At 54.7% G+C, this 23,852-nt stretch carries 22 protein-coding genes and 1 pseudogene; 17 read left to right on the plus strand and 6 right to left on the minus strand.

Translation table 11 applies throughout. From position 1 onward, the window contains the following. The first annotated feature begins 66 nt into the window (after positions 1 to 66). From BM346_RS14820 to BM346_RS14880, 13 genes are all read left to right on the plus strand, one after another. A complete protein-coding gene (locus BM346_RS14820; RefSeq protein ID WP_092014793.1) occupies positions 67 to 273 on the plus strand; it encodes a Flp family type IVb pilin in 207 nt (68 codons plus the stop codon). A 62-nt stretch (positions 274 to 335) separates the two neighbouring features. Next, positions 336 to 899 (plus strand): A24 family peptidase, encoded by a 564-nt coding sequence (locus BM346_RS14825; protein WP_092014794.1) that lies wholly within the window; start codon positions 336 to 338, stop codon positions 897 to 899. A gap of 29 nt (positions 900 to 928) precedes the next feature. After that, positions 929 to 2,311 (plus strand): ATP-binding protein, encoded by a 1,383-nt coding sequence (locus BM346_RS14830; protein ID WP_206675726.1) that lies wholly within the window; start codon positions 929 to 931, stop codon positions 2,309 to 2,311. Beyond that, positions 2,308 to 3,126 carry a Flp pilus assembly protein CpaB gene (gene cpaB / locus BM346_RS14835; RefSeq protein ID WP_092014795.1) on the plus strand — a complete coding sequence of 273 codons (819 nt, stop codon included), beginning with the start codon at positions 2,308 to 2,310 and terminating at the stop codon, positions 3,124 to 3,126. The genes BM346_RS14830 and cpaB overlap by 4 nt, the downstream gene beginning before the upstream one ends. Before the next feature lie 111 nt (positions 3,127 to 3,237). Continuing rightward, positions 3,238 to 4,734 (plus strand): type II and III secretion system protein family protein, encoded by a 1,497-nt coding sequence (locus BM346_RS14840; RefSeq protein ID WP_206675725.1) that lies wholly within the window; start codon positions 3,238 to 3,240, stop codon positions 4,732 to 4,734. A gap of 66 nt (positions 4,735 to 4,800) precedes the next feature. After that, positions 4,801 to 5,046, plus strand: coding sequence for a hypothetical protein (locus BM346_RS14845; RefSeq protein ID WP_092014796.1), 246 nt, complete (start codon positions 4,801 to 4,803; stop codon positions 5,044 to 5,046). Between the two features lie 11 nt (positions 5,047 to 5,057). Beyond that, positions 5,058 to 6,248 (plus strand): AAA family ATPase, encoded by a 1,191-nt coding sequence (locus BM346_RS14850; RefSeq protein ID WP_206675724.1) that lies wholly within the window; start codon positions 5,058 to 5,060, stop codon positions 6,246 to 6,248. Positions 6,249 to 6,259: 11 nt separating this feature from the next. Continuing rightward, positions 6,260 to 7,642, plus strand: coding sequence for a CpaF family protein (locus BM346_RS14855; RefSeq protein WP_092014806.1), 1,383 nt, complete (start codon positions 6,260 to 6,262; stop codon positions 7,640 to 7,642). Beyond that, a complete protein-coding gene (locus BM346_RS14860) occupies positions 7,639 to 8,622 on the plus strand; it encodes a type II secretion system F family protein (protein WP_092014809.1) in 984 nt (327 codons plus the stop codon). Before BM346_RS14855 ends, BM346_RS14860 begins: the two co-directional genes overlap by 4 nt. Before the next feature lie 12 nt (positions 8,623 to 8,634). Beyond that, positions 8,635 to 9,630, plus strand: coding sequence for a type II secretion system F family protein (locus BM346_RS14865; protein ID WP_092014812.1), 996 nt, complete (start codon positions 8,635 to 8,637; stop codon positions 9,628 to 9,630). 62 nt (positions 9,631 to 9,692) lie between these two features. Further along, positions 9,693 to 10,610: a tetratricopeptide repeat protein gene (locus BM346_RS14870; RefSeq protein WP_206675723.1), complete on the plus strand. Its 918-nt coding sequence runs from the start codon at positions 9,693 to 9,695 to the stop codon at positions 10,608 to 10,610. 9 nt (positions 10,611 to 10,619) lie between these two features. Continuing rightward, on the plus strand, positions 10,620 to 11,069 hold the full coding sequence (locus BM346_RS14875; protein ID WP_092014817.1) for a TadE/TadG family type IV pilus assembly protein: 450 nt from the start codon (positions 10,620 to 10,622) through the stop codon (positions 11,067 to 11,069). 71 nt (positions 11,070 to 11,140) lie between these two features. After that, positions 11,141 to 12,343: a TadG family pilus assembly protein gene (locus BM346_RS14880; protein WP_206675722.1), complete on the plus strand. Its 1,203-nt coding sequence runs from the start codon at positions 11,141 to 11,143 to the stop codon at positions 12,341 to 12,343. 93 nt (positions 12,344 to 12,436) lie between these two features. On the opposite strand, the gene BM346_RS14885 is transcribed toward BM346_RS14880, so the two are convergent. From BM346_RS14885 to BM346_RS14895, 3 genes are all read right to left on the minus strand, one after another. Then, positions 12,437 to 13,327 carry a response regulator transcription factor gene (locus BM346_RS14885; protein ID WP_167812672.1) on the minus strand — a complete coding sequence of 297 codons (891 nt, stop codon included), beginning with the start codon at positions 13,325 to 13,327 and terminating at the stop codon, positions 12,437 to 12,439. A gap of 929 nt (positions 13,328 to 14,256) precedes the next feature. Then, complete coding sequence (locus BM346_RS14890) at positions 14,257 to 16,284, minus strand: CocE/NonD family hydrolase (protein ID WP_092014826.1); 2,028 nt, start codon at positions 16,282 to 16,284, stop codon at positions 14,257 to 14,259. Then, positions 16,281 to 17,591: an ATP-grasp domain-containing protein gene (locus BM346_RS14895; protein WP_092014829.1), complete on the minus strand. Its 1,311-nt coding sequence runs from the start codon at positions 17,589 to 17,591 to the stop codon at positions 16,281 to 16,283. Before BM346_RS14895 ends, BM346_RS14890 begins: the two co-directional genes overlap by 4 nt. Positions 17,592 to 18,130: 539 nt before the next feature. Here BM346_RS14895 and BM346_RS14900 point away from each other — a divergent pair. Then, the gene (locus BM346_RS14900) at positions 18,131 to 19,486 is read left to right on the plus strand and encodes a tyrosine-type recombinase/integrase (RefSeq protein ID WP_092014832.1); all 1,356 of its coding nucleotides are present in this window, start codon (positions 18,131 to 18,133) and stop codon (positions 19,484 to 19,486) included. A gap of 106 nt (positions 19,487 to 19,592) precedes the next feature. Continuing rightward, positions 19,593 to 19,760 carry a helix-turn-helix transcriptional regulator gene (locus BM346_RS14905; protein ID WP_092014835.1) on the plus strand — a complete coding sequence of 56 codons (168 nt, stop codon included), beginning with the start codon at positions 19,593 to 19,595 and terminating at the stop codon, positions 19,758 to 19,760. 418 nt (positions 19,761 to 20,178) lie between these two features. Here the strand turns inward: BM346_RS14905 and BM346_RS14910 are convergent, their stop codons facing one another. Next, a complete protein-coding gene (locus tag BM346_RS14910; RefSeq protein ID WP_092014838.1) occupies positions 20,179 to 20,784 on the minus strand; it encodes a hypothetical protein in 606 nt (201 codons plus the stop codon). A gap of 264 nt (positions 20,785 to 21,048) precedes the next feature. Beyond that, positions 21,049 to 21,243: pseudogene (locus tag BM346_RS14915) on the minus strand (transposase); the annotation flags it as partial. A 173-nt stretch (positions 21,244 to 21,416) separates the two neighbouring features. Here BM346_RS14915 and BM346_RS17985 point away from each other — a divergent pair. Then, positions 21,417 to 22,052, plus strand: coding sequence for an SHOCT domain-containing protein (locus tag BM346_RS17985; protein WP_139229946.1), 636 nt, complete (start codon positions 21,417 to 21,419; stop codon positions 22,050 to 22,052). Between the two features lie 258 nt (positions 22,053 to 22,310). Here the strand turns inward: BM346_RS17985 and BM346_RS14920 are convergent, their stop codons facing one another. Further along, entirely contained in the window at positions 22,311 to 22,721 is a 411-nt protein-coding gene (locus tag BM346_RS14920; protein ID WP_092014841.1) for a hypothetical protein, read from the minus strand. Between the two features lie 221 nt (positions 22,722 to 22,942). Here BM346_RS14920 and BM346_RS18490 point away from each other — a divergent pair, with 221 nt between their 5' ends. Beyond that, positions 22,943 to 23,278, plus strand: a complete 336-nt coding sequence (locus BM346_RS18490; RefSeq protein WP_406812905.1) for an ATP-binding protein — start codon at positions 22,943 to 22,945, stop codon at positions 23,276 to 23,278. The last annotated feature ends 574 nt before the right edge of the window (positions 23,279 to 23,852 follow it).

Here is a 23,852-nt window from a genome sequence, read left to right on the forward strand (position 1 = left end):
TGGTCGTGGGAGCTGGTTCCCAGGGGCTAAGAGGCCCTGGCTAATCAAAATCGATGGAGAAAAGACATGAACAAATTCATGGCGGGTGTTGAGCGTTTCGTGCGTGAAGAAGAGGGTACTGAGGTTGTTGAGTGGGCGCTGGTTGCTGGTCTGATCGTGGCAGTTGGTGCGACTATTTTCGCGACCATGGGCGGCCATGTAAAGACCCTGTTGACTTATCTGAGTAATGAGTTAGGAGCCGCGGCAGCAAAAGCACCAGCAACGGCACCGTAATCCTGAAGTAGAACCGACGCCGAAGATTTTCGGCGTCGGATTTTGGATCGCAAGGAGGAGCCATGTGGGTTGACCTGTTTCCATTAATTCTAGCTGTACCCATTTTGATCCTACTTTGGATTTCAGCTGTGTGGGATCTGCGCCATCGCCGCATTCCTAATGTCATTGTCTTTACCGGAGCAGGGTTGGGTATCGCCTTACAAATCGGATTGTTTGGCCTCAGCGGCTTGCTGGACGGGCTTTTCGGACTGGGGATAGGCTTGGCAATTCTGATGCCAGGCTACCTGATGGGCACCACCGGCGCAGGCGACGTCAAGCTGATGGCGACCGTCGGCACCTTTCTTGGACCCCACAACATTCTGATTGCAGGCCTAGCAAGTATCGCCGTGGGCGGCGTAATTGCCCTGGGATTCATGTTTCTGGCAATTTTTTCAGCCGACTCACCATCGCCATGGCAGCGTTATGGCTTGATGTTCCGAACACTGTTCGCCACTGGCCGACCGATTTACCTCCGCCCGGCTGAAGGTGAGGTCATGGGCCGAAAATTTCCTTTCGCCGTGTCCATTGCGGTGGGCACCAGTCTCTTCCTGATCTGGCAGTCGCCACTGATCAGAGTTGCTGGTTAGCAGGCAGTTCACAGCAGGATGACAGCACTATGAATAATGACCAAAGACTTCACCAGATGCTGTCAGAGCCGGCCGAGAATACCGAGCCGCCCATCCTGAACAGGTCCGGCTTCAGAACCGGTGAGGATGCGGCGCCAGCCATGCGGCCTCGAAATCTGGAAGAAACCGGCCTCAGTGAGCTCTACGTGGCCGACCTGATCTCCAAACACCTCTTTGAGCGGGGCGTGCTGGATCTTGGGGAGGTGACTCGTTGCATAGCCCTGCCCGGCGGAACCGTTGAGCAGGTGTTGGCCTTTTTGCGGGAGCAGGGCCGGGCGGAAGTGCGAGGCGCCACCCAGGGTGGCATGTTGCGTTTTGCCCTCACGGATCGGGGCCGGGCCGCAGCCATGGAGGCTCTGGGGCGTGACGGTTATATCGGGCCGGCGCCGGTACTCCTGAGCCAGTACACGTCGCTCGTTGCCCATCAGACAATGAGCGCCCACGGCCTGGACCGTGAGCAGGTGCGTCTTGCCTTCGAGGACATCACCATCCGGTCGGAAGTGCTGGACCAGCTTGGCCCGGCCATGCATTCGGGCCGGTCCATATTCATCCACGGCGACGCCGGTACCGGCAAGACCTTTATCGCCCGCAAACTTGCCCGGCTCATGTCCGGGGATGTGCTGGTACCCCACGCCGTGCTGGTGGCTGACAAGGCGGTTCGTCTTTTTGACGCTGGCGCCCACGAGCCCGTATCCGGCACGCCGCCGGAAACCTCCCTGTTTCTCAACCAGGGTCATGACCCCCGCTACGTCCTGTGCAAGCGACCGGTGGTCATCGTCGGTGGCGAACTGACCATGGATATGCTGGAAGTCCAGTACGACACGGCAACCCGAATTCATCACGCCCCGGCTCAATGGCGGGCCAATAACGGCATGCTCATCATTGACGACCTGGGCCGCCAACGCATGCGGCCGGATGAACTGTTCAACCGCTGGATCGTGCCCATGGAAGAAAGTCAGGATCATCTCAGCCTGAACAGTGGCCAGCATTTCCAGGTGCCGTTTGATGTGGCTCTGGTGTTTTCCAGCAACAAGCACCCGCTGGAACTGGCTGACCCCGCCTTCCTTCGCCGCATTGGGTACAAGATTCGGTTCGAGGCGCTCACCACGGATGAATACCGCGGTATCTGGCGGCAGGAATGTGCCCGCCAGGGCTTTGAAGCAGACCCTGTCCTGGTTGAGTTCATGCTCGAGGAACTGCATGGCAGCTCCAACGTGCCGCTGTTGCCATGCCATCCGCGGGATCTTATCGGACTGGCGATGGATTATCTGAGCTACATGGGGCAGCAGACGCTAACCAGGGAGTCGCTGATGAAGGCCTGGCAAAACTATTTTGTGGATGCCGGTATCGCCGGCAAGGAGCGTGAGTCATGAAAAAGAAAGGGATTGTATTAATGGTTGGTCTCTCAGCTTTGCTTGCCATGGGCGCGGCGGGAATGGCCAACAGTTGGGTTCAGAAACGCATGAACGGCGGAGACGCTGTTTCGGAGGAGGCTTCCGTGGTAGTGGCAGCCCACTCCATCCCCTTCGGGCGCCAGGTATTGGCGACCGATCTCAGGATGATGAGATTACCGCCGCACGCTGTGCCGGCAGGAAGCTTTACCTCGATGGATGATGTCATCGGGCGCGTCAGTTCGCAGGCTATTTATTCCGGTGAAGTGGTGCTGGAACGCCGGGTGGCCGAGCACTCCGGCGGTAGCGCACTGGCTGCCATGCTGGAGCCGGGTATGCGTGCCATCAGTGTGCGCGTTGATGATGTCGCGGGTGTTGCGGGCTTCCTGTTGCCGGGGGACGAGGTGGATGTGGTGTCCAGTAAGCGGGATGGCGGCGGTAGCCGCTCCATTGCCTCCGATACCATTCTGAGGAGGATTACAGTGCTGGCGGTGGACCAGAATGCCTCACAGGAGCGGGACGGTCCTGTAATTGTCAGAGCAGTCACCCTGGCGGTCACGCCAAGCCAGGCGGAGCGCTTATTCGAGGCGACCCAGGAAGGCAAAGTGGCGCTGACCCTGCGCAATCCGCTCGAAAAAACGGAAAAGCAACCGGAAATAGTTGCAATGGCAGAGACGCCCAAGCCGATGATCAAGCCTGCGAAAAAGGCAGAACCAAAAGCGGTTAACCGGAATCGACACGTGCGAGTGAACGTGATCCGGGGCACTGAAACCAGCTCAACTGTAGTCCACGAATAATGCCGGATCGCAACAACAATGAAAACAGAGCGGGGAAGCACGATGCAAAAGGCAGGAATTAATACGCTGACAGGGTTTGCGGCCTTACTGTTCAGCCTCTGTTGGCCGGCGATGGTGACTGCGCAGTCCAGTGACCGTATCTCGTATCCGAACCCGGACCCCACCAGTCCGGTCTCGGTGGAAGTACCGCTCAACAAGTCACGACTCATGGGCTTCCCCAATGCGGTGAAGATCGTTTCCGTGGGCAACCCGGACATTGCCGATGTGGTGGTTGTAAGATCGCGGCAGATATACGTGCTGGGTAAGACCCTGGGTAGCACCAACGTGCTTTTATGGGACAAAGACGAGAACCTGCAGGGCACGCTCAACGTCAAGGTGACACATGACCTGGAAAACCTGAAAGCCAACCTGCACGCGCTTCTGCCTGGCGAACGGATTGGCGTCCGTTCCGCTAACGAAACCCTGGTGCTGACCGGCGAGGTCACCAGTGCCGCGCGAGCAGATGCTGCCATGCGGGTGGCCAGCAGTTTCGCCGGCGCGGGCAGGGAGCAGGGTCAGTCGCCCATCCTCAACCTCATGCAGATCGGCGGGGCTCAGCAGGTCATGCTTGATGTCAAAGTCGCCGAGGTTTCCCGCTCATTGGTCAAGCGCCTGGATATCCAGTTCGATGTGCTGAACATCGCTGGCAGTTCGGTCAAGCTCGGCGCGGTCAATGGCGGCGCCAGCTTTCCCGACGCCGTATTCGACGACAGTGTCCTGGAGGGAGGTCGTTTGCCGGTATTCGGTGGGCAGACTCCCATAGGACCCGTGGTTGACGAGTTCGCTCCCAACATGCGGTCCATAGAAGACACCGGTATCTTTGCCAGTTTTGCGGGCAGCGATTATCTGGTCAATGCCGTACTTGATGCCGCCAAACGTGAAGGCGTCGCCAAGATTCTGGCAGAACCCAACCTGACCACCCTGACTGGAGAAGAGGCTCGTTTCCTGGCCGGTGGCGAGTTTCCGATCCCGGTGCCACAGGGTGACGGCCAGGTGACCGTCGAGCAACAGGAATTTGGCGTCAGCCTGGGATTTCTGCCGGTGGTGCTGGATTCCGGGATTATCAACCTGAGGGTCGATGTGGCGGTCTCAGAGTTGACCAACAACAACGCCCTTCGAGTTGGGGTGGGTCAGGAGGGACAGGTGGCGAACCAGTTCTTTATTCCCGCATTGGTCAAGCGCAGTGCCAGTTCCACCCTGGAACTGGGCAATGGCCAGACCATCGCCATCGCCGGCATGCTGAACGAGACTCTGCGGGAGAACGCCAGCAAATTCCCCGGCCTTGGTGATATTCCCATCATTGGGGCTCTGTTCCGCAGCCAGGAGTTCATCAAGGAGCAGACCGAACTGGTCATATTCGTCACCGCGCGGCTGGCCAAGCCGGTGGCGCCCGAGGATATCCGCCTTCCCACCGGCAGCTTTGTTGCCCCAAGTGACGTGGAATTCTATCTGCTTGGCCGGCTCCAGGGTCGGCCCCACAAACCTGAGCGTTCGGATAGTGGCACGATAGACCCTCTCCGCAACCGGTTACAGGGTGGCACAGAAGGAGTTTTCGGCCATGACCTTTAAGGGCTTTGTTTGCCATGACTGTTCTTCCAGTCACCATACTTCGAGCTTTCTTGTCGGGAGACGCCAATGTTCCGTTCACAGGTTCTGCTAGCGGCTGCCACAGCCGTACTGATCACCGGTTGCGCATCGTCTCCCGGAGATGACCTTCCTCCCCACGGTGCGAGCCTCCGGCATACCATGGCGGCGCAGGTTTATCGGCCTGGTGATGAGACGCCGCCCCTGAACGGCGATAGGGCCGCCAGCATTATGGAGTTGTACCGGGACCGGGGCGCGGCGCCACCAGTGATGACCGACGCCATACCCGGAAATTAAAGAGGACAGATATGCGCTATCAAATGGAAATACTGCTCGCGGGTTGTTCCAGAGAGGGCCTGAGTATGCTGGAAAGTCTGCTGGGTGCACGCCGTGAAGTTCGCGTGACCACAAAAGTGTTGGCTGATAGTGGTGTCGATCCTTTGCGTGACGTATCACCCATCCCGGATGCGATGGTGCTGATGGTAAGTGAGAATTGGCGATCGGAGTTGGCTGCTCTGACTGACCGCTCGACCACTTCCCGGCCACCGCTGCTGGTTATCGGTGAAAAGGACAACGCGGAGCTGATCCGCGTGGCGATGCGAGCCGGAGCCAGGGACTTTCTCTCGATGCCTGTTGCCGAGGCGGAGATCGGTCAGTTCATCGGCCAGCTACAACGGGATCACCGTTCACAGTCCAGTCATAAAACCGCTCGGCTTACTGCCGTTATCAACGCCAAAGGTGGCTCAGGCGCCAGCATGGTGGCTGCCAACCTTGCTCATATTCTCGCGGAATCGATCCAGAAGCACACCGTGCTGCTGGATATGGATATGCAGTTCGGGGCCCTCCCTCTGTATTTTAACCTGACACCGCGCAATGGCCTGGTGCGGGCACTGGAGCTGGTGGACAGCCTGGATCTGATGGCGCTTGAGGGTTACGTGCTTAACCACCAGAGCGGCCTGGATCTCATGGCCGCCACCTCGGAGGACAAGGTCACCATCGCCGATGTGCCGGAAGATCGCGTTGAAATGCTGCTGAAGCTTCTCGGCGAAGCTTATGAAGACATCGTCGTGGACCTGCCTCGCTGGATCAGTGGTGCCACTGCCATGACCCTGGAACACGCCGACCACGTGCTGGTGGTGATGGAGCAGGGGATCGCCCATCTACGTGATGCTCAGCGCCTGGTTTCGATTCTACGGACCGAGCTGAACATTTCCAATTCACAGGTTACCGTGGCGGTGAACCGTTTCAGTAAAAGCAGTCCGGTTTCACTGAAAGACATCAGCGGTGCCCTGCCCGATGTGCGCATCGTCACTCTGCCCAATGACTATAAGCGCGTCAGCCAGAGCATCAATATTGGCAGTCCGCTTCTGGAATCCGTCCCGGGAGCATCGATTACCCGTGAACTGGTCAAGGTGACCCGATCACTGAGTGGTGGGGGCGGCCAGCTACGTAGCGCCGGCTCTCGTTGGAGCCTGTTGAGCTGGGCACGTCAAGCCTGAGGAGATAACCGATGAACTGGGGCCAGAAACTGAACGGTACGGAAACCAAAGATGCAGTTCGCGGCACGGGCTGGACTGCCCCGGCCCTGCGAAATGGTGATGACCACGGAAACCTGTCGGAAGAGGAACAGAGTTTTAAAGAGACGCTGTTCAGCCGGCTGGTCAAGACCCTTGACCTATCGTTACTGAGCAGCCTGAGCGACAAGGAGGCGCGCGTCCAGATCCAGCAAGTCTGCGAGGCGCTGATGCGGGAAGAGGCACTGCCGTTCAACACCAGCGTGCGTCAGCGCATCATTGCCGACCTCCAGAACGAAGTGCTTGGCCTCGGGCCTCTGGAAGCACTGTTAAGTGACAATACCGTATCCGACATTCTGGTGAACGGCACCGCGCCCATTTTTGTGGAGCGGCATGGCAAGCTTGAGCAGACCCGCCTCCGTTTCAGTAGCGACCGGCATCTTTTAACCATCATCGATCGCATCGTTTCCGGTGTGGGCCGGAGGATTGACGAGTCCTCGCCGATGGTCGACGCGCGGCTCAAGGATGGCTCGCGCGTCAACGCCGTGATTCCCCCCCTCGCCATCGATGGGCCCATGCTTTCAATCCGGCGTTTCTCGGTGGATAAGCTGACTGCGGAAAACCTTGTTGAACTGGGTGCCATGCCGCCGGAAGTGTGCCGTCTGTTGGAAGCGGCGGTGAAGTCCCGGCTCAATGTGCTGGTCTCCGGTGGCACCGGCTCCGGCAAGACCACGATGCTCAACGTGTTGTCCAGTTTCATTCCCCATAATGAGCGCATTGTCACCATTGAAGACTCCGCAGAATTGCAACTGCAGCAGCCCCACGTGGTGCGGCTGGAAACCCGTCCTCCGAACATTGAGGGGCGGGGCGAAGTGAGCCAGCGGGATCTGGTCAGGAACAGTCTCCGGATGCGTCCGGACCGGATCATCATTGGCGAGGTTCGCGGCGGCGAAGCCCTGGATATGCTTCAGGCCATGAATACCGGCCATGACGGTTCCCTCACCACCATCCACGCCAACTCACCCAGGGATGCCCTGACCCGCATTGAAAGCATGGTTGCCATGAGCGGCATAAACCTGCCCGCCAAACCCTTGCGGGCCCAGGTTGCCTCGGCCATCGATGTAGTGCTGCAGCTTGAGCGTCAGGAAGACGGTAAGCGGCGCCTGGTCAGCGTGCAGGAGATAAATGGCCAGGAAGGCGACATTATCACCATGTCGGAGATTTTCCAGTTCCGCCGCGAAGGCGTGGATGAAGAGGGCAACGTCACCGGAAGATTCCTGCCAACAGGGGTGGTGCCACATTTCTATGAACACCTGCGGCGGCGCAACATGGCGCCCGGCCTGGAGATTTTCCAGCAAGGTCAGGAGCAATGGAGATGAACTGGAACATTTCCGACGAGATGATCTTTATCGGCATGGTCTTTGTGGCCGCTTTTCTGCTGCTGCAAAGTTTTATCGTGCCAGTCTTTGGCGAAAATCGCCAGGCCCGCAAGCGTCTGAAAAAGCGCCTGCAATCGGTCACTGAAGGGGCGGAAGCCAGTGACCCGATATCACTGATGCGCCGCAAGCAACTGGGTGAGCTCTCGGGCCTGGAGCGGGCCATGGAATCGCTGCCCGGCATGGAGGCCCTGGAGCGCCTGATAGAGCAGGCTGGTCGTGAGACTCTGGCCTACCGCGTGGTGCTGAAAAGTATTGCGCTGGGGGGGGCAGCCGGGCTGTTAGCCGGTTTCTGGTTGTCCTCGCCTTTAGCAGGGATCCTGGTCGGAGCTGTTTCAGGTGCGCTGCCTGTCATGGGTCTGATGCGAGCCCGGGCCCAGCGCCTGATAAAGTTCGAGGAGCAACTGCCCGAGGCGTTAATTGTCATGGCGCGAGCATTGCGCGCAGGACACCCGTTCGTTGACGCGATGAAGCTGGTCGCCGAAGAAATGCCCGAGCCGATCGGTCCGGAATTTCGCACGGTCTTTATGGAGATCAGTTACGGCGGCGATCCTCGCACCGCCCTCAACGGACTGCTGGCGCGTATTGGCAGCGTCACGGTCATGGTCTTTGTTACTTCGGTCCTGATCCAGAAGGAGACCGGGGGTAACCTGGCCGAACTGCTGGAAAATCTCGCCTCTGTTATTCGTGACCGATTCCGCTTTCACCGCAAGTTGCGGACCCTGTCGGCCGAGGGAAAGCTTGCTGCCTGGATACTGTCATTACTGCCTTTCGCTCTGGCTGGCCTGCTTTCCATTATCACCCCGACCTTTCTACCGATGCTGATCGATAACCCTACGGGTCGCCAGTTGGTCGTAGTGGCATTCGTGCTGACGGTCGTCGGTATTTTATGGATGCGCCGCATCGTGCGCATTGATGTCTAGGAGGAGACGGCTATGGATTTTCTGAGCCAGTTGCAGATTTTTCTGAATAACCTAATTGCCGACCCACAGATGGCGCAGCTCAGTTTCGTTGTCATGCTGGGAGTGGCGGTTTTCGCGCTGATGCTGGCTGGTCTGCTGATTTATCTGGGTTTGAGCAATCCGATGCGCCGCCGCATCCAGGAGCTGGACCCGCAGGTCATGGCCGCGGGATCGTCCGGGGGTGCCGACTCTCTCTCTGGAAAGAGCGGAAGAACCCTGATGAGCCTTGCCGAGCCTATGGGAGCCCGCCTTATGCCCACCGACAAGGAGGTCAAGAACAGGGTTTTCAGGCAACTTCGCCACGCCGGCATATACGCGCCGGGCGCGCTAAACACCTTTTACGGCACCAAGCTCGGGCTGACCTTGCTGCTCCCTACCCTGGCACTGTTGGTCGGCTCGCTGTTTGGCGTCAATTTCAGTACCACCCTTTTGCTTGGCCTTTCCGCAGCAATGGCCGGCTATTTGCTACCCACTTTTTGGCTGAACCGGGCGATCAAACGCCGGGCCCTCAGCCTGCGACGTGGCCTGCCGGACACGCTTGACCTGCTGGTAGTCTGCACCGAGGCAGGATTGGGGCTGTCGGCCGCCATTCAGCGCGTGGCAAGGGATCTGGAGATCAGTCAGCCTGATCTTTCAGAGGAGCTGAAAATGTTCGGTATGCAGACGCGAGCCGGAATGGAGACCCGCACGGCCTTGCGAGATCTCGAGGATCGCTCTGGCGTGGAAGATATCCGTGGCCTTGTCACCAGCCTGATACAGAGCATGCATTTTGGCACCAGCATCGCCGGCACCCTGCGCATTTATGCAGCGGAGCTGCGGGACAAGCGGACCCAGGAAGCAGAAGAGAAAGCAGCCAAGGTAAGCACAAAAATGCTATTCCCCCTTGTGTTCTGTGTACTGCCGAGTTTTTTTGTGGTTGCCCTTGGGCCACCGTTGTTGGGAGCCATGGAAGCCATGGCCGGAAAATAATAATGATCAGCTTCTAAAGAGATGACCGCATGGATACGAGATACAAGGGCAAAAGAATACTTATGGCGCTGTTAGCCATTACTGCTCTGGCCGGCTGTGCTACAACCTCTTCCAATGGACATGAGGATGACCCCTATGGTGCTTTTTACGAGGGGGAATCGTCCGCGACCTACGCCACCGCTTTTCCAGTAGGTTCTGCAGAAGAGGCCTACAGCAACGGTAACAAAGCGGCCGAGAGGGGCGATTATGATCGCGCCCTCTTTGAATATATTCGTGGTCTGAGACTTGCCAGCGAGCCGACAGCCGACATCCTTTACAGGATCGGCAGCATTCATCATTTCCGGGAGAACAATCGGCTGGCCGAATTGGCTTACGAATGGGTGTTACGGCTTGAGCCGGAGCACCTTCAGGCCGGCACCGGCCTGGGGCTCCTGTACCTGGAACGGCGCCAGTATGGCGCCGCAAAGATCCAGCTGGATTCTGTGGTTAAGCTTTCCTCCAGGGCTCCCTGGCAGGCCTACAACGCTCTAGGGGTTCTGGCCGATATGAACTCCAAGCCCTGGAATGCCGAAGATTACTATCAGCAGGCGCTGGACATCAATCCAGGTTCGCCGCTAATTCTCAACAATCTCGGATACTCGCGTTACCTGGCCGGAGATTGGCCTGGAGCTCGTGAGGCCCTGGAAGCGGCGCTGCGAGTAAACGGTAACTACGAGCTGGCATGGCGAAACCTGGGGCTGGTTCACGCCCGGGAGAAAAATTATCAGTTTGCCCTTGAGGCACTGGGTAGAGCCGGCAATGAATCCGAGGCTTATAACGATGTTGGCTTCGTCTCAATGATAGAGGGCGATTACAGCCGGGCCTTGTCGTTTTTCAGCGAAGCGATGCGCCTGTCACCGGTTTATTACGTTAAGGCAAGCGAGAACGCCGACAATACCAGGCGCATGATGGACCGCGATGTTGTGCGCGATGCTCAGTAGGGGATTAGCATGAAGATGCAATCACTGCACCGGCAGAAAGGTGCTGAAGTGGTGGAGTTCGCAATTACCTCCGCTCTACTGTTTTTGATCCTGTTTGGGATCATTGAGTTCAGTGTGGCGTTGTTTGACAAGGCAACGCTGACCAACGCCGGACGAGAGGGCGCAAGGACCGGAATCCTTTTCCGACCCGCTCCCCGTGACATTGTGGCTGAGGACGCAGCTATCAATCAGGCGATCGACGATTATGCCGCAAGTTACCTGATTTCTCTGGGGGGACCTGCCGCCATGACCACGAATATCCAGCGCACTGATCTTTCGGCAAATGGAGTCTTCGATGCTGGCGACCAGATAACCGTCACCATTACCTATCCATACCAGTTCCTGATACTCCCGAAGTTCCTCGGCACCCTTGGCGGTGCTCTGAACCTTTCTTCCACTATCGTGATGCGGGCTGAGTGATCATGACTAACCAGGACTTCAGGTCGGCGCAAATAATGCGGTCGGGCCCATTTCAACAGAGGGGGCTGTCCATGGTTCTCATGGCCATCTCACTGATCATGCTGATGGCCTTCGCAGCGCTGGCAATAGACGGCGGTAATCTCTACGTTGCTAGAAACGAGCTCCATAATGCTTCCGACGCCGGTGCGCTGGCCGGTGCCCGAATGCTTTACACGGTCGATGGCAGCGCCGTCAATCCGGGAGCTAACAATGTCGCGACAGACGCGGCCCTGGCAAATTACAGTCAGGGTGATCCGGTGGAAGTGGCTAGTGTGCTGCGCGGACACTGGAGTTTCGCGACACGCACTTTTACGCCTAACACTTCCCTTGCTGCGGTTGATCTATTTTCATTCACCACCAAAGAGCTGGACGCTGATCCCAATTTTATCAATGCGGTGGAAGTGATCACTGAGCGAAAAGCGACCCCGGCTCAAGCATTCTTCGGCACCGTGCTTGGATTCAGTGACTACAAAGTTTCGGCGCGAGCCGTGGCCTATATTGGCTTTGCCGGGTCCTTGCGCCCCCATGACCTCGACCAGCCCATCGGGATATGTCAGGAGGCTCTGCTGAATAACTCGGGTGCATACGAATGCAGCGTCGGTCGCTTCATACCAGATAATGGTGATACGGGTGGCTGGACTTCGTTCCAGCAAAACGTGAGCGGTGCTGCTGACGCCAATGACGTCAACTCGGTAACGTGTGGAACCGGTAATGAGCAACAACTGGACTATGGTGAGGGTCTGCAAACCGTCAACGGTCAGTTGCAGTCGGCATTCAGCAAACTTTACAACTGCTGGGAAGCGGAAACTAATAAAAAGCGGCTGTGGAACATGACGCTACCGGTGCTTTCATGTCCGACAGGCGTTGGACCAAGCAACAAGCTTATTGGCGCAGTGAATCTTAATATCGTGTGGATAGTGGACCAGGCAAATCATATCGATGCGAGAGCTCCCTCGGAGATGGAACTTCCGCCCCACAATAGCGGTGGCACGTCGCCCGGGACGTGGAGTAATAGCAACGCCAGCGGCGTCGCGCGTTGGGACGACTTTGTAAACACTTTCTCGATCGAAAAACCCGATCATTCGTTGGCCCACTGGGATTCTGATCCCCAGAAGAGCGGTTGGCGGCAAAAGACTATCTATTTCCTGCCGGACTGCTCCTACCATGAGCCAAAAGGCAACACTGGAGGGGAAAATTTCGGTGTTCTCGCCCGCATTCCGGTGCTGGTGGACTGAAGTTGACGCCAAAGCGTGGCACAGGGCCGCTGTACCCGTTGTTGACCGCCCGCGAGGATACCGTCGAGGGAACTCTGGTACTCCGCCGACACGTCAGTTTTTGCTGAGGGACTTGACGGGCTCAGGTTTTTCAGAGGTGAAAAGCACTTCATAGTCAACAGCCTGCTCCAATAATTCCTCCTTGGATGCAGTTGCTGGTTTCTCCCCGACCGACCGACGGAAGTGGGAAGGGGTGATGCCCACATGACGCTGAAAAACTCGTGTGAAATAGGAAAGATCCTGAAAGCCGACAGTAAAGCAGACATCGGTGATGGATATTTTCGGATTGGCCAGTAGACGTTTTGCTTCTTCGACTCGTCGTGTCAGCAAATAGGACTGAAATGTGACGGTGGTAAGGCGCTTGAACAGCCTGCTGAATTGGAAGGGGCTAAGGTCGAACCGTTTGGCCACCTCCAGCTGCACAATTTTCCGGTGAAGGTTATTGTCTACATAAGTCAGGACCTGATCCAGGATCGCCTGCTCTTCTCGGCTTCCGCTACAGCGCAACCTGGCTTCGGGAGGTATGGTGTTGCCCTGATCCAGTTCCGTGCGTTTTGCGGGCCGGCCCTGTCGTATTTTCGTCAGGGTGTCCGCCACGTCGATTAACCGCTTTGTATCGATGGGGTGGACAAAGTAATCCCAGACCCGAGCCCGGAATGCCCAGACCGCAAGCTGTTCAGAATGAGCTTGAGTGATCATTATCACGGGCACGGACGGAATCTGTTGTTTCGTTTCCCGTAAGCTTGCGAGGCCCGGAAGATCCGGATAATCAAACTGAAATAAAACGACGAGAGGCGTCTTTTTCCTGATTGCGGCCAGGGGACATTGGCCTGAAGGAACGTACTCAACCTGATATCCCTGTCGCTCCAGTAGGGCACCGTAATTATCCGGCGAATCGGTTTCTACATTCCTTACGACAATAAGTATACGGGCAGCGGAATCCATATAAACGCATCTCCCTTGCCAGACCCTTGTCATATATTTATCCAGGGGTGCATGGTCGCCAATCTCAGCTTTGTCCCTGAGGGGGCTATCGGACCAAGATGAAGTTACTGCGGCAGTAAATCTCCGAGGCTTGGAAATTGTGTCGCCTTCTAGATATCCCGGTACTGCTTAAGCATGTACATTAATATTTGGTAAATCAATTTCTGAATGTAAAATTTCGTAAAAATAAATAAAACGTTTATTAGTTTATGATTTTAAAAAGATTTATATTGAGATTATGAACGACTGCCAAGAATTTCTACCTAAAGGCGGCTTTGCTGAACGCTTCATAACCACCTGGTTCTTTAACTGGAAGGTCCGTCCCGTCCAGACATGAGATTTATTTCCATTTCCCGTTAAGGAGGGTGCGGACTCACTTTGGGGCCCATGAATTATCCACCCAAGCCGCAGACTGAACATCGAGGTTGAGAGAGGGGCGGCGCATAGACTTCAAAACCGAAATTCGCTGAGAACATATGGGACAGGGCACCGCAACGGGCGGAATCAACCGGACGTATGTCCGGAGGGAGGCTGCCAGAGCCAGGCTCGGCAGCGTGTCAGTGATCGGCCCCGGCGTCTCCATTATTCCGTTATAGAGTACTTGCAGTGTGCGGCGGGAAAGGTCGAAGGATAGGCCCCGCACAGAATGGAGTCTGTCGAGTGCCATAGGGATCATCCTCTCCTCCGAGGGTCAGTCCATCTTGGGTATCGGATAAATACTGATCCTTTAGCCCGGTGCGGCGACAGTCCGGCGGCCCCACTTTCCCCGGTCAAGAAAGCCATGCCGACATGTAGAGCGTTTGTCTTTCTGCCAGGCTCCCGATTCTTCAAATGCCCCCCCGGAAGCACTACTTTCGGGGAGGGGGGGAGTGAGTCCTCCGGCGTTCAGCTCAGACATGATACCTTGGAATTTCACGGCTCCAGGTGTTGCAGTAAACCCTTTTCTCTACTTCACCGGACTGCTCGTAAGCGTCGATATTGGCGTGCAGATGGAAAGCCTCAGGGCTGGCCGTCAACAGGGTTCTGGTGACCGTTCTTATGCCCCAGTCGTCGCGCCATAGGCTTCGCTCGGTAACAACTTCGGCCTGCGGAGAGGTGAAGTCATCGTCCACAGAGGAATAGGTCTCCACCACCCTGGCCTGAACGTTAAGGTCGATGGCCTCCAGGCGATAAGACCCGCTGTCATTGATCACTTCCAGAGTGGACGCGCTATTGGCGAGGTCCCGGTGCACCAGCCAGTTGTGATGCTCCTCCGTAAGACGGGTGATGGCCGGTGGTGGGGCGCATTCGGGTTGCCCGAAAGGCATCAATTGCCGGTCGGTCTCCTGAGGAAGACGTTCCGGAAGTTCCAGGCTGGAATTGCCGGTATGCACCTTGAGACGCACGGGCTCCGGCGGTGTCCAGGCCAGCGGCCAGTAGGACGTGGAAAGAGACAGGCGAAGCCGGTGACCTTTGGGAAAGGCGTGAGCGATACCGTTCATTTTCACCTGAACCCGGTAGCGCTTTCCAGGCTCCAGCCTCTGGGGGTGGTCGCTGCCTTCATGGTGATTGAGGTTAAGCAAGCCATAGGTTACCCGTGTTGCCTTGTCGTCCGGCGCGACGTCCGAGAGGCGCACGGCAATCATTGCCGTTGGTCGGTCGACAGAGACCTCAAGTTCGGCCGCGGGCAGCCCCATGATTTCCAGGTCCGACTCCAGCGGCATGCTCTGAAAAACCAGGGCGCCACCGTCTTCTTCCCGCTGGTCAAATGCCATATCCGGTCCGGCAGCGTAGGAGCACCACTTGCCGGCGAACAGGCCGAGAGTCAGGGGGGACTGAACGGTAAGCTCGAAATCACCGGGATTATCCTCGGGGGATTCGAGACGGTGATCACCCAGAGGATAACGCTGCGGACTCACCCGGTTACTGGGCCAGGTGTCTTCGGCAACCCAGTGACCCGGACGCTCTTTGTAAGCGGGGGAGGGAGGTACACTTTCCTGCATCCATACTCTCAGCCTGGGCTCGTCCATGATGCCGGTCTCTTTATCCTTGAGCCAGTAATCCCACCAGCGCAGTGTTTCCTGCAGGAAGCCAATGGCCGGGCCGGGAACGCCCATGTGCGGGTACTTGTGGCTCCAGGGCCCGATCAGACCCTTGCGGGGCCCCTCGAGATTTTCCACCAGGCGGAAGACCGCGTTGGAGTAGCCATCAGCCCAGCCACTCACGGCGTAAACCGGACACTTGATGGCGCTGTAATCCTCATTCACCGATCCATGACGCCAGTAATCGTCCCGGCTCTGGTGCCGCAACCAGGTTTCAAGCCAGGGGCCATTTCCTTCAAGCCGCTCAAACCACATATCACGCCATTTCTCGCCCACCAGTTCCGGATCCGGCGGAATCGAGTTGTAGGCAAACATCACCGAGGCCCAGGAGATGTTGTCACCCAGAAGACACCCACCCATGTGGTGGACATCGTCGGCGTAGCGGTCATCGGTGGCACAGACAGCGACAACAGCCTTTAATTCCGGTGGCTGCATGGCGGCAATCTGGAGGCCATTGAAACCGCCCCAGGAGATCCCGATCATGCCCACATCGCCGGTACACCAGGGTTGTTCAGCCAGCCAGCGCAGGATTTCACAACCGTCGTCCAGTTCCTGCTGGAGGTATTCGTCCTCCAGCAGACCCTCGGATTCACCGCTGCCTCGAATATCCACCCGGACACAGGCGTAGCCATGGCCGGCAACATAGGGATGCATCATCTCATCCCGGGGAGCGGAGCCGAATCGCTTGCGGTATGGGATGTATTCCAGGATGGCGGGGACGGGTTTTCCGTTTTTTGGGCGCCAGATACGTGCGGCCAGTCGGGTTCCGTCCGGCATCGGAATCCAGACATTGGCCTCTTCCATGATCTCCACCGGAAATTGCTCGACAATGTTCATGACTGCTCGCTCTCCAGGGACTTGATTTTGAAGTTCAGGATTTCCTGAACCTTTTCGAACTTCTCTTCCAGCTCTTCGGGACTGTCGCCACCCAGAAACACCACCGCCACTTCGTAACTGTAGGAATCCTGGAAGGGAATGTCACTCAGGCGCATGCCCTGTTTCGCCTCTAGCTTCACCATGGCGTCGGGATAGGTCTCTTCAAGACGCTCCATGTCACGGTCGTCGGGGACCCGCTCCAGAATGCCATCCTCGAAATAGCGGATCATGAACTTGGCGGCGTACTTGTGCTGGCCCTCACCATGAGGGAAATCCGGCTTCTGCCCCAGGGCAAGATCGAGTGGGACTTTCTGGTTGGTCGCGCCGTCCACCAGCAGGAAAAGGGGTGAGTGGGATTTGGAGATGCGGCAATTGATTTCCAGCAGAGAGAGGGTGTCTTCATCCGGATCCCAGAAAAACTCGATGTTGAAAGCACCGCCATCGTATTCCATGTGCCGCATGACCTTACGCGCCGCCTCGATCGTCCGGGCCTGAATCTCCCGGGGCAACCGGGAAGGGTATTGGTAACGACTGAAGGAAGAGCCGTGTTTACCGGTGCGCAGGGAATCGATGATTCCAAAGATGTTTACCTGGCCGTCCCAGCAGTAGCCTTCCAGCGTACACTGGTGTTTCGCGGAGACGATTTCCTCGGCAATGCAGTGGTAGCCATCCACGGCCGCAACATAGTCAGGCAGGTCGGCTTCCGCCATGAACTCGTTAAATGGCTCGGCGAGTTTATCGATGTGTTCACGGATGGTCTCGATAGCCTGTTGGAGCGGTTCGGGCCCGTCGATGTAGAAGCCCAGAAAGGATGAGTGGGATTTCACCGGCTTGAGCCAGAAGGGGTATTCGATTCTGACATCGGCCAATGGATTATCGGAGAATGGATCGATGGGCTGAAATTCCGGCACCATCTCCGGCACCACTTTTTTCTGCTCAAGCCGGCTGTAGAACTTGTGCTCACAGCGGGCAACCGATTCGATGCTGGGACCAGGCAGGTTGTGGTCCTTCTGCAGCAGAGGCACCAGCGCGCTGGTGGGAAAATCCCAGTAGCCGAGTATGCCATCCACTGAACCATCGAATTCATCGAATATTTCCCGGGCTCGGCGCCGCAGATCGTTGAGTGGTGGAAAGCGGAAGTCTTCCGGGTAGACCACTTCCGAAGAGTCGAACAGCTCGAGAAAGCGATAACGTTTCTGATCCGAATTGAGTTCCTCGAGCAACTTCTGATTGAAGGGTTCCAGCCCTACGACAAAAACGTTTTTCATGACAATGCTCCCCTAGGCCAGATTGGCTGGTGCCGGGCGCAGACACTTCCATGCACCTTTCTTACTTCCATGGTGATGGCAGAGGATGATTTCAAACAGATGGGGTTGAGCCCATCTGGCGGGGGGAGAATCAGATAAACTGTCCGTTGCCCAGCATTCAGTGACTTGCGGCGCCGGGGTGAATGCAGTGACTTTCAGGAAATCAGAGACTTAAAGGATCTGTATCGCTGGCGGTAAGCAGGTGGGAAACCCCTCGATTCGCGACTGAAGTGATGGAACCAATTTCTGGATGTCTTGGGCCAAGGGCTGGGCGACGCCGTGTTCGAGGGGGGGACAAAATGATGGTACCCCCGGCAGGTTCCACACTAATGTCCCAGTTAGTCTCAGAATGTCCCATCTGGTAACTAACCAACTGTTTTTAAATTAAATTAATTGTGCGCTTTGATTTTAATGGTATCGTTGAGTAACAGGTATGCCCATCTAACGACAGGTGTTTTGGGGGGTAGGATGGTGGGTAGATTGAAAAGTGGAGCTAGACGATGCCAAAAAAAGTGCCCGAAATGAGCCCCGCTCAAGTTCGCAACCTCCGCCATGGGGTGGTGAAAAAGGACAGTAAAATGCGAAAAGCCGGAGAGCCTTGTGTTGCTTATCACAGGGTGGGTGGGGTAGACGGTCTGGTATTGCAATGTCGCCCGCCAGCGGCTGGACAGGAAATCGGCTCTCGCTCTTGGCTTCTGGTCACGACGGTGGGCCTACGTCGTCGCGAGATTGGCCTGGGAGGCTATCCCGATGTGAGCCTAGGGGAGGCGCGAGAGCAGGCCCGCCAGAGAAAGGAGGAAATCCGTAATGGCGTAGATCCTGTTGAACAGAATCAAGAGCGAAAGGCCAGAGACCGTGAGCGTCAGCGGAAACAAGTCACCTTCGGAGAGCTCGCGGAGGAATATTACAAGATTAAAGAGGTGACTTTTCGCGGCAAGAACCCGCAGCGGCAGCGAAACAGATTAAGGAACGCTATTGATCGATGCGTGTTGGAGATCGGTGATGTCCAAATTGGCGACCTGACTGTTGAGGATGTCGTGCGCGTGCTTAGCCCTATCTGGACTACTCAAACTCCAACCGCAACAAGAGTCCGCCAAACCATTGCCCAAATATGGAATCTGGCGGAGTCTCGGAAACTCGTATTCGGGAAGAACCCGGCAGATTGGGATAGAAGCCTTGATGGCTGGCTAGCGCCGGCAAAGCGTATCCACCACACGAGGCACAAGCCTGCGATGCGGCATCATGACTTGCCCGAGTTTATGAAATTCCTGCTGGAGCGAGACACGACGCCCGCCCGCGCATTGGAGTTTCAAATACTGACTATCGCCAGACCGACAGAGGTTCAGTTTGCTGAATGGCCGGAAATCAATCTCGACGAGGGAACTTGGACGATTCCAGGCTCGAAAATGAAGAACAGGAACCCGAATGAGCTCCACGTGGTGCCTTTGGTGCCACGGGCAATAGAAATCCTACGGAGCATGCCTCAGTCGGGCCGTTACGTATTTCCGGGTTATAAAGGAAAAGAGCAGATTAGCGAGAACGCGTTGAACAACACGGTGAAGGCAATTCATCAAGAGTCTCTGAAGTCTGACGGCAAAGGATTTATGGACCCTCGGTATAACAAGATCGCGTGCGCCCATGGGATGAGAAGCTGCTTCAAAAATTTCGCTGCAGCTAGGACAGATTTTGATGATGTGGTCTCCGAGCTCAGTTTGGCGCACCTGGACAGCGATGAGACCCGCGCAGCTTATCTGAGCGAGCAGATCTTGGATCGTCGCTTGCAACTGCTCAACGCCTACGCCAGGTATGCATACACAGGAAAGTTGCCACGGAAACGCCAGCGCAAGGATTTTTGATCAGAAATTCGGAGTTTCTGCAGTTTTCTGGCAATTACACGCGCCAACCAGCCCTTGTTACCGATTAACTTATTGGGTACCAGTTAATCGCAACGAGGTACATGAAATGTTTTACAGCATCAAAGAGGTCAGCGAACGTTACGGGGTTGCTCCTAAGTCCATTTGGCGTTGGATTCGCGAAGGGCGTTTTCCGAAACCGCTCAAACTTTCACCTAAAACCGCTCGTTGGCGCGAAGCTGACCTGCAAGCCTATGAGGAGGGCCTTGAAAAGTAGCGGTCTGAAAACCCTTACTGTTCCAAACATTGCTGTGTGGCGGGTTCTTTTCGTTTCGAACCCGCGGCACAGCAATGCTTTTGTCATTGCATCATGGTTCTTCCGGTATCCGCCGGCACCGCTCTATCGGGCAGCATGGCAAAGTTAGAGAGACGTTCGTGTGGTGGTTGGTGATCCGTCGTTGAATGCGGTCTCGATGGGGAGGGCTGGGTCAATTCGGAGTGAGGGCTCCGAGATCGGTTTCGGCATTGATCTCTTTTACGAAATCGGCGGCCCTGGCTTTGAGTTATGCTTGCTGCAATTGCGTCTCCAAGATCCTATCCCTTGAGAATGATACCCAGCCGTGGGCAGTCACTCAATTTGGATTATGGCCTTGCGGAAAATGGCAGTGACGATCTTAATAGCTGTCATAGGAAAATTATCCCTCTTTTTCAACATCTTCAATAATTGGCCAAAATTCCTTAAATACCTCTTGCTTCATTATCTTTTCAAAGCTAGATCCCGCGACGCGGTCGGGGTGGTACATTCTTGAAAATTTAGCTTTAACCTTTCGGAATTTCAAATCGTTGGCTCCCTCATTGTCTTTCATCTTGCTCTCTGCCAGTTCCGCTCTCTTCCTCCATTTTTCTCTGGAATCGATAGCTTGTCTTAATTCCGTCCTTAACTCGGCAACGGACTCTTTTAAAAGGAGCATCTCTTTTCGATAGTCAATTGATATATTATCTTTGTTTTTTGGTGAGGAAGATTTCTCTTTTTTTGGTTTCGATTCATCAGGATTACGACGATTTTCTTTAGCGTGACGAGCTAGATAACTTAGGGCATCGCCTTCAGTGAAGTTTTTAACTTTAACGGCGTGCTTAATTAATTCTTGATTGATATATTGAATTTCATCATCGTCTATGGCTCTGCTGCTAGAGAGGAGTCTTCTGAGAAAGTTTATATATGCGGGCTTCATGTCAGCATTGATTAGATCAGATTTTATCAATGAAAGAGTCGAGCTAATAATGTGATTCTTGTGGACCATTTTTTAAATATCTCTCCATTTCACGTCTAAAAATGACATTGTCGTAACCAGCGGTTACGGAATTAAGGAAAGCCGAAATGAAGCTGCCGCCCCCACCGTACTTACTCTGATTTCTCGTAAGCTGCCAACAAGTCTCGCAGACTGGTCGACGTTTCGCCATACCGGTTCAGCTCAGGTTCTAGCCGCTTAATATTTAATCAGTGATGCCCTCCGGATACACTCCCCCTTCCCCCCCATTGCGTTGGGCCGGGGGAGCCCAGGGTTCTATTTCGGAATCAGTCGGCCCACCAGATCTGAGAGTTCATCTTTGTAAGGGTGGGCATACCTCATCAACACCCGAACTCGAAGGGTATTGCGGATGATCACCGCACCCACTTTGATCAGCTTGATTCTCAGTGAGCTGGCGCTCATGCGCTCGAACGGTGTCTTCCTCAGGTGGCTCTGCAGCCTTTGAACAAGGTGTTTCAGCCGCTTTCTTTCATCCCCTCTGAGTAATCCGAGCTAGGCTCGAATTAGAGCTTCTGCTATTCTTGCGTTACTTGCATGGAAGGCGTTGTTAATGGCATTATTAAACGGTTCTTTGCGCTATTCACTTAAACCACCAAAATTACAAACAGAGCAGAAGAGTAATAATGAGAATTTTTTATTTAATCCTTTTTGTTATCGCCGCTTCAGGATGCACGACCCACAAAAGTCCGCTCCAATCGAGTGATAAATTCGTTTTTGCTACCACTGATGAGAAAGCAATTTTTCAAGCGGCTTATGACGCCATGCTTGAAGGAAGCAAGGGATCACCAATCGTTGATATAAATGGTCCTATTAGAGGGTATATGTTGACGAGGAATTGGGCTTTAGATTATTGGACTTCTGTTATTAGGGTTTTTCCAGCGGAGGGCATGACAAGAAATGGAGAAACGATACGGGGCTATTATCCAGAGGTATCAGGAGAGGGAACGCTTATAATTCGAGGTCCGTCGATGGATGAAAGAATTTATGAAGCAGCGCTTCAGAATTTTGGCGAAGTCGGTAGCCGAGTTGATGTGGTTAGTATTGAACGAGGTGAGTATCGATTGGAAAGAGATGCCTTCCGACTTCATGAGAAGGCCTCTCTGCGAGACGGTGGAACGATAAATATTAAGAGTGTAGAATCTTCAGAGAAAAGTTCCGTAGAGGAAAGATTGAAGGAGCTTGATAGATTACGATCTAAAGATTTGATAACAGACGATGAGTATGATAGAGCGAGAGATAAAGTTTTAGAAGATATCTAGTGAACGGCCAGTGGGTTATTCTTAATTAAATGTAGCGAACTAGTTAAGGCTGTATTTAAGTTCGCATAATTTATTGCTTTTAGTATGAAATAATTGATTGGGCGGTATTATAATAGAAGATAGCCCATGATTTCTACGATTGGGTTGTGGCAGACATTTGATCCGGCATGAGCTGAGGCATTTCTTTCGCATCGATCTGCATTTACGTAGGCCCAAACTCCGATAGCCGCCAGCACAACAAGACCTATAGAGAAACTTTTAATCTTGGTTTTCATCGTGTTTCTTCAATAAATTCCAGGCTTGCTTGAACGCTTCTTGATAGGATATTTGGCGATTTTCTCGGCAAATCATAAGTGCAAACATGAATGGTTCTGCCAAAAGTGCTTGCTGATGTTCGCTATCTCCACCGGCTTTCCTTTTGGCCCTACTCTTTACTTCAGAGAGTAGAGACTTCGGAATAGTTTTCTCCTCTTCAAATAGAATTTCCTTAACATTACGCCCCAGTTCATTGTCTGAAATATTTGAGTGTGCCAGCTTAGCAATTTTGGTATCCACCATTTCACAGCTTGAGCCCAGCGCAAATGAGCTGTACACGTAAAAAATTATACCGCAAAACCACTGGAACCCCATTTTGATTTTTTTCAGTTCATAGGTATGCAATGTCCGCACTGGTGAGCGCCCCCTTCGGTACAGTAGACTCCTGATTACGTTATACTGGAAGTTAACACTACAGTTATCGATGGTAATCGTAAAGTTACTTTGAAGAGCTAAGGGTCGAGGCGCTTCAATAGGTTGCAATCGGCGGCTATGCGGCAATCGACGTTTGTTGGCGATTTCGGATCTTAAGTGACTGGGGCCTGGTAAAGCTGAGCGCAGAGAACCGCCGGGACTTGCTAGGGATTCTGGAAGACCGCCACGCTAGTCGCTTCACCGACCCCACTAGCCAGATACCCATTGATAAGTTTTACGAAGTCATCGGTGACGCCACCCTGGCGGGTGCCATTCTGGACCGCCTGGTTCATAACGTCTACAAGATCAATCTCCGGGGAAATCCATGCGAAAACGGCGGGGAAATTGATGGACACTGCAACTCCGGGGTAGCGAGAGAAACGCAGCGTCTTTACGCTCCGATGGGTGGCAGCCTTTTCCCGTCCGGGTGGCAGGCCTCACATGGAATGGGTGGCAACCTTCAGCGTTTTACGCAAAAAAGTGACAAGCTCTTCTAAAACGACTAGGTTAGCGCTGTGGGCGAGGATCAGAAAAGATTATTCCTCTTCGCTGATCGGTCTGCAAATTTTCAGCTATCACAGGAAGTCGTGGTTTGAAACAACTTTTCGGATACGCAGCAATCGTGGTTGCTGGCATGTTTACGGTGAATTATTGGTTAACTGACAAATTGGAACTTCGTGAGCCGCTTGTTGGCTGTTGGCCTGTACTTGACCCAATACTTGGACTCTGCCTCTAGTGGACCGGCGGCTACTTACATGCATTTTCCTGCTAGTTTCTAGTCCCGCAGCCGCATCAAGTTTTGCAATTAAGGCGACTTATTCGACGGCTATTGGTCTTCCGATTCCTGATGAAAACGGAGATATGATCACCTCAGTCGGGTCAGGCCTGGACATTTCAAGCAGAACCGAATGTTTGTCAGCACTCCGCAGTGAGCTTGTTGAAGGCATTGCCACGGGCTATGGCCTCGAATACGGAGCCCACCACGTTGTAATTAATTGCAGTGAGTACTGGGAATACGAAAACTGTCCAAGTATTGTGCCTGGCTGTATCGGCTCGGCTGACTTTGGCAGG

The organism is Marinobacter daqiaonensis (assembly GCF_900115285.1).
Lineage (GTDB): Bacteria > Pseudomonadota > Gammaproteobacteria > Pseudomonadales > Oleiphilaceae > Marinobacter > Marinobacter daqiaonensis.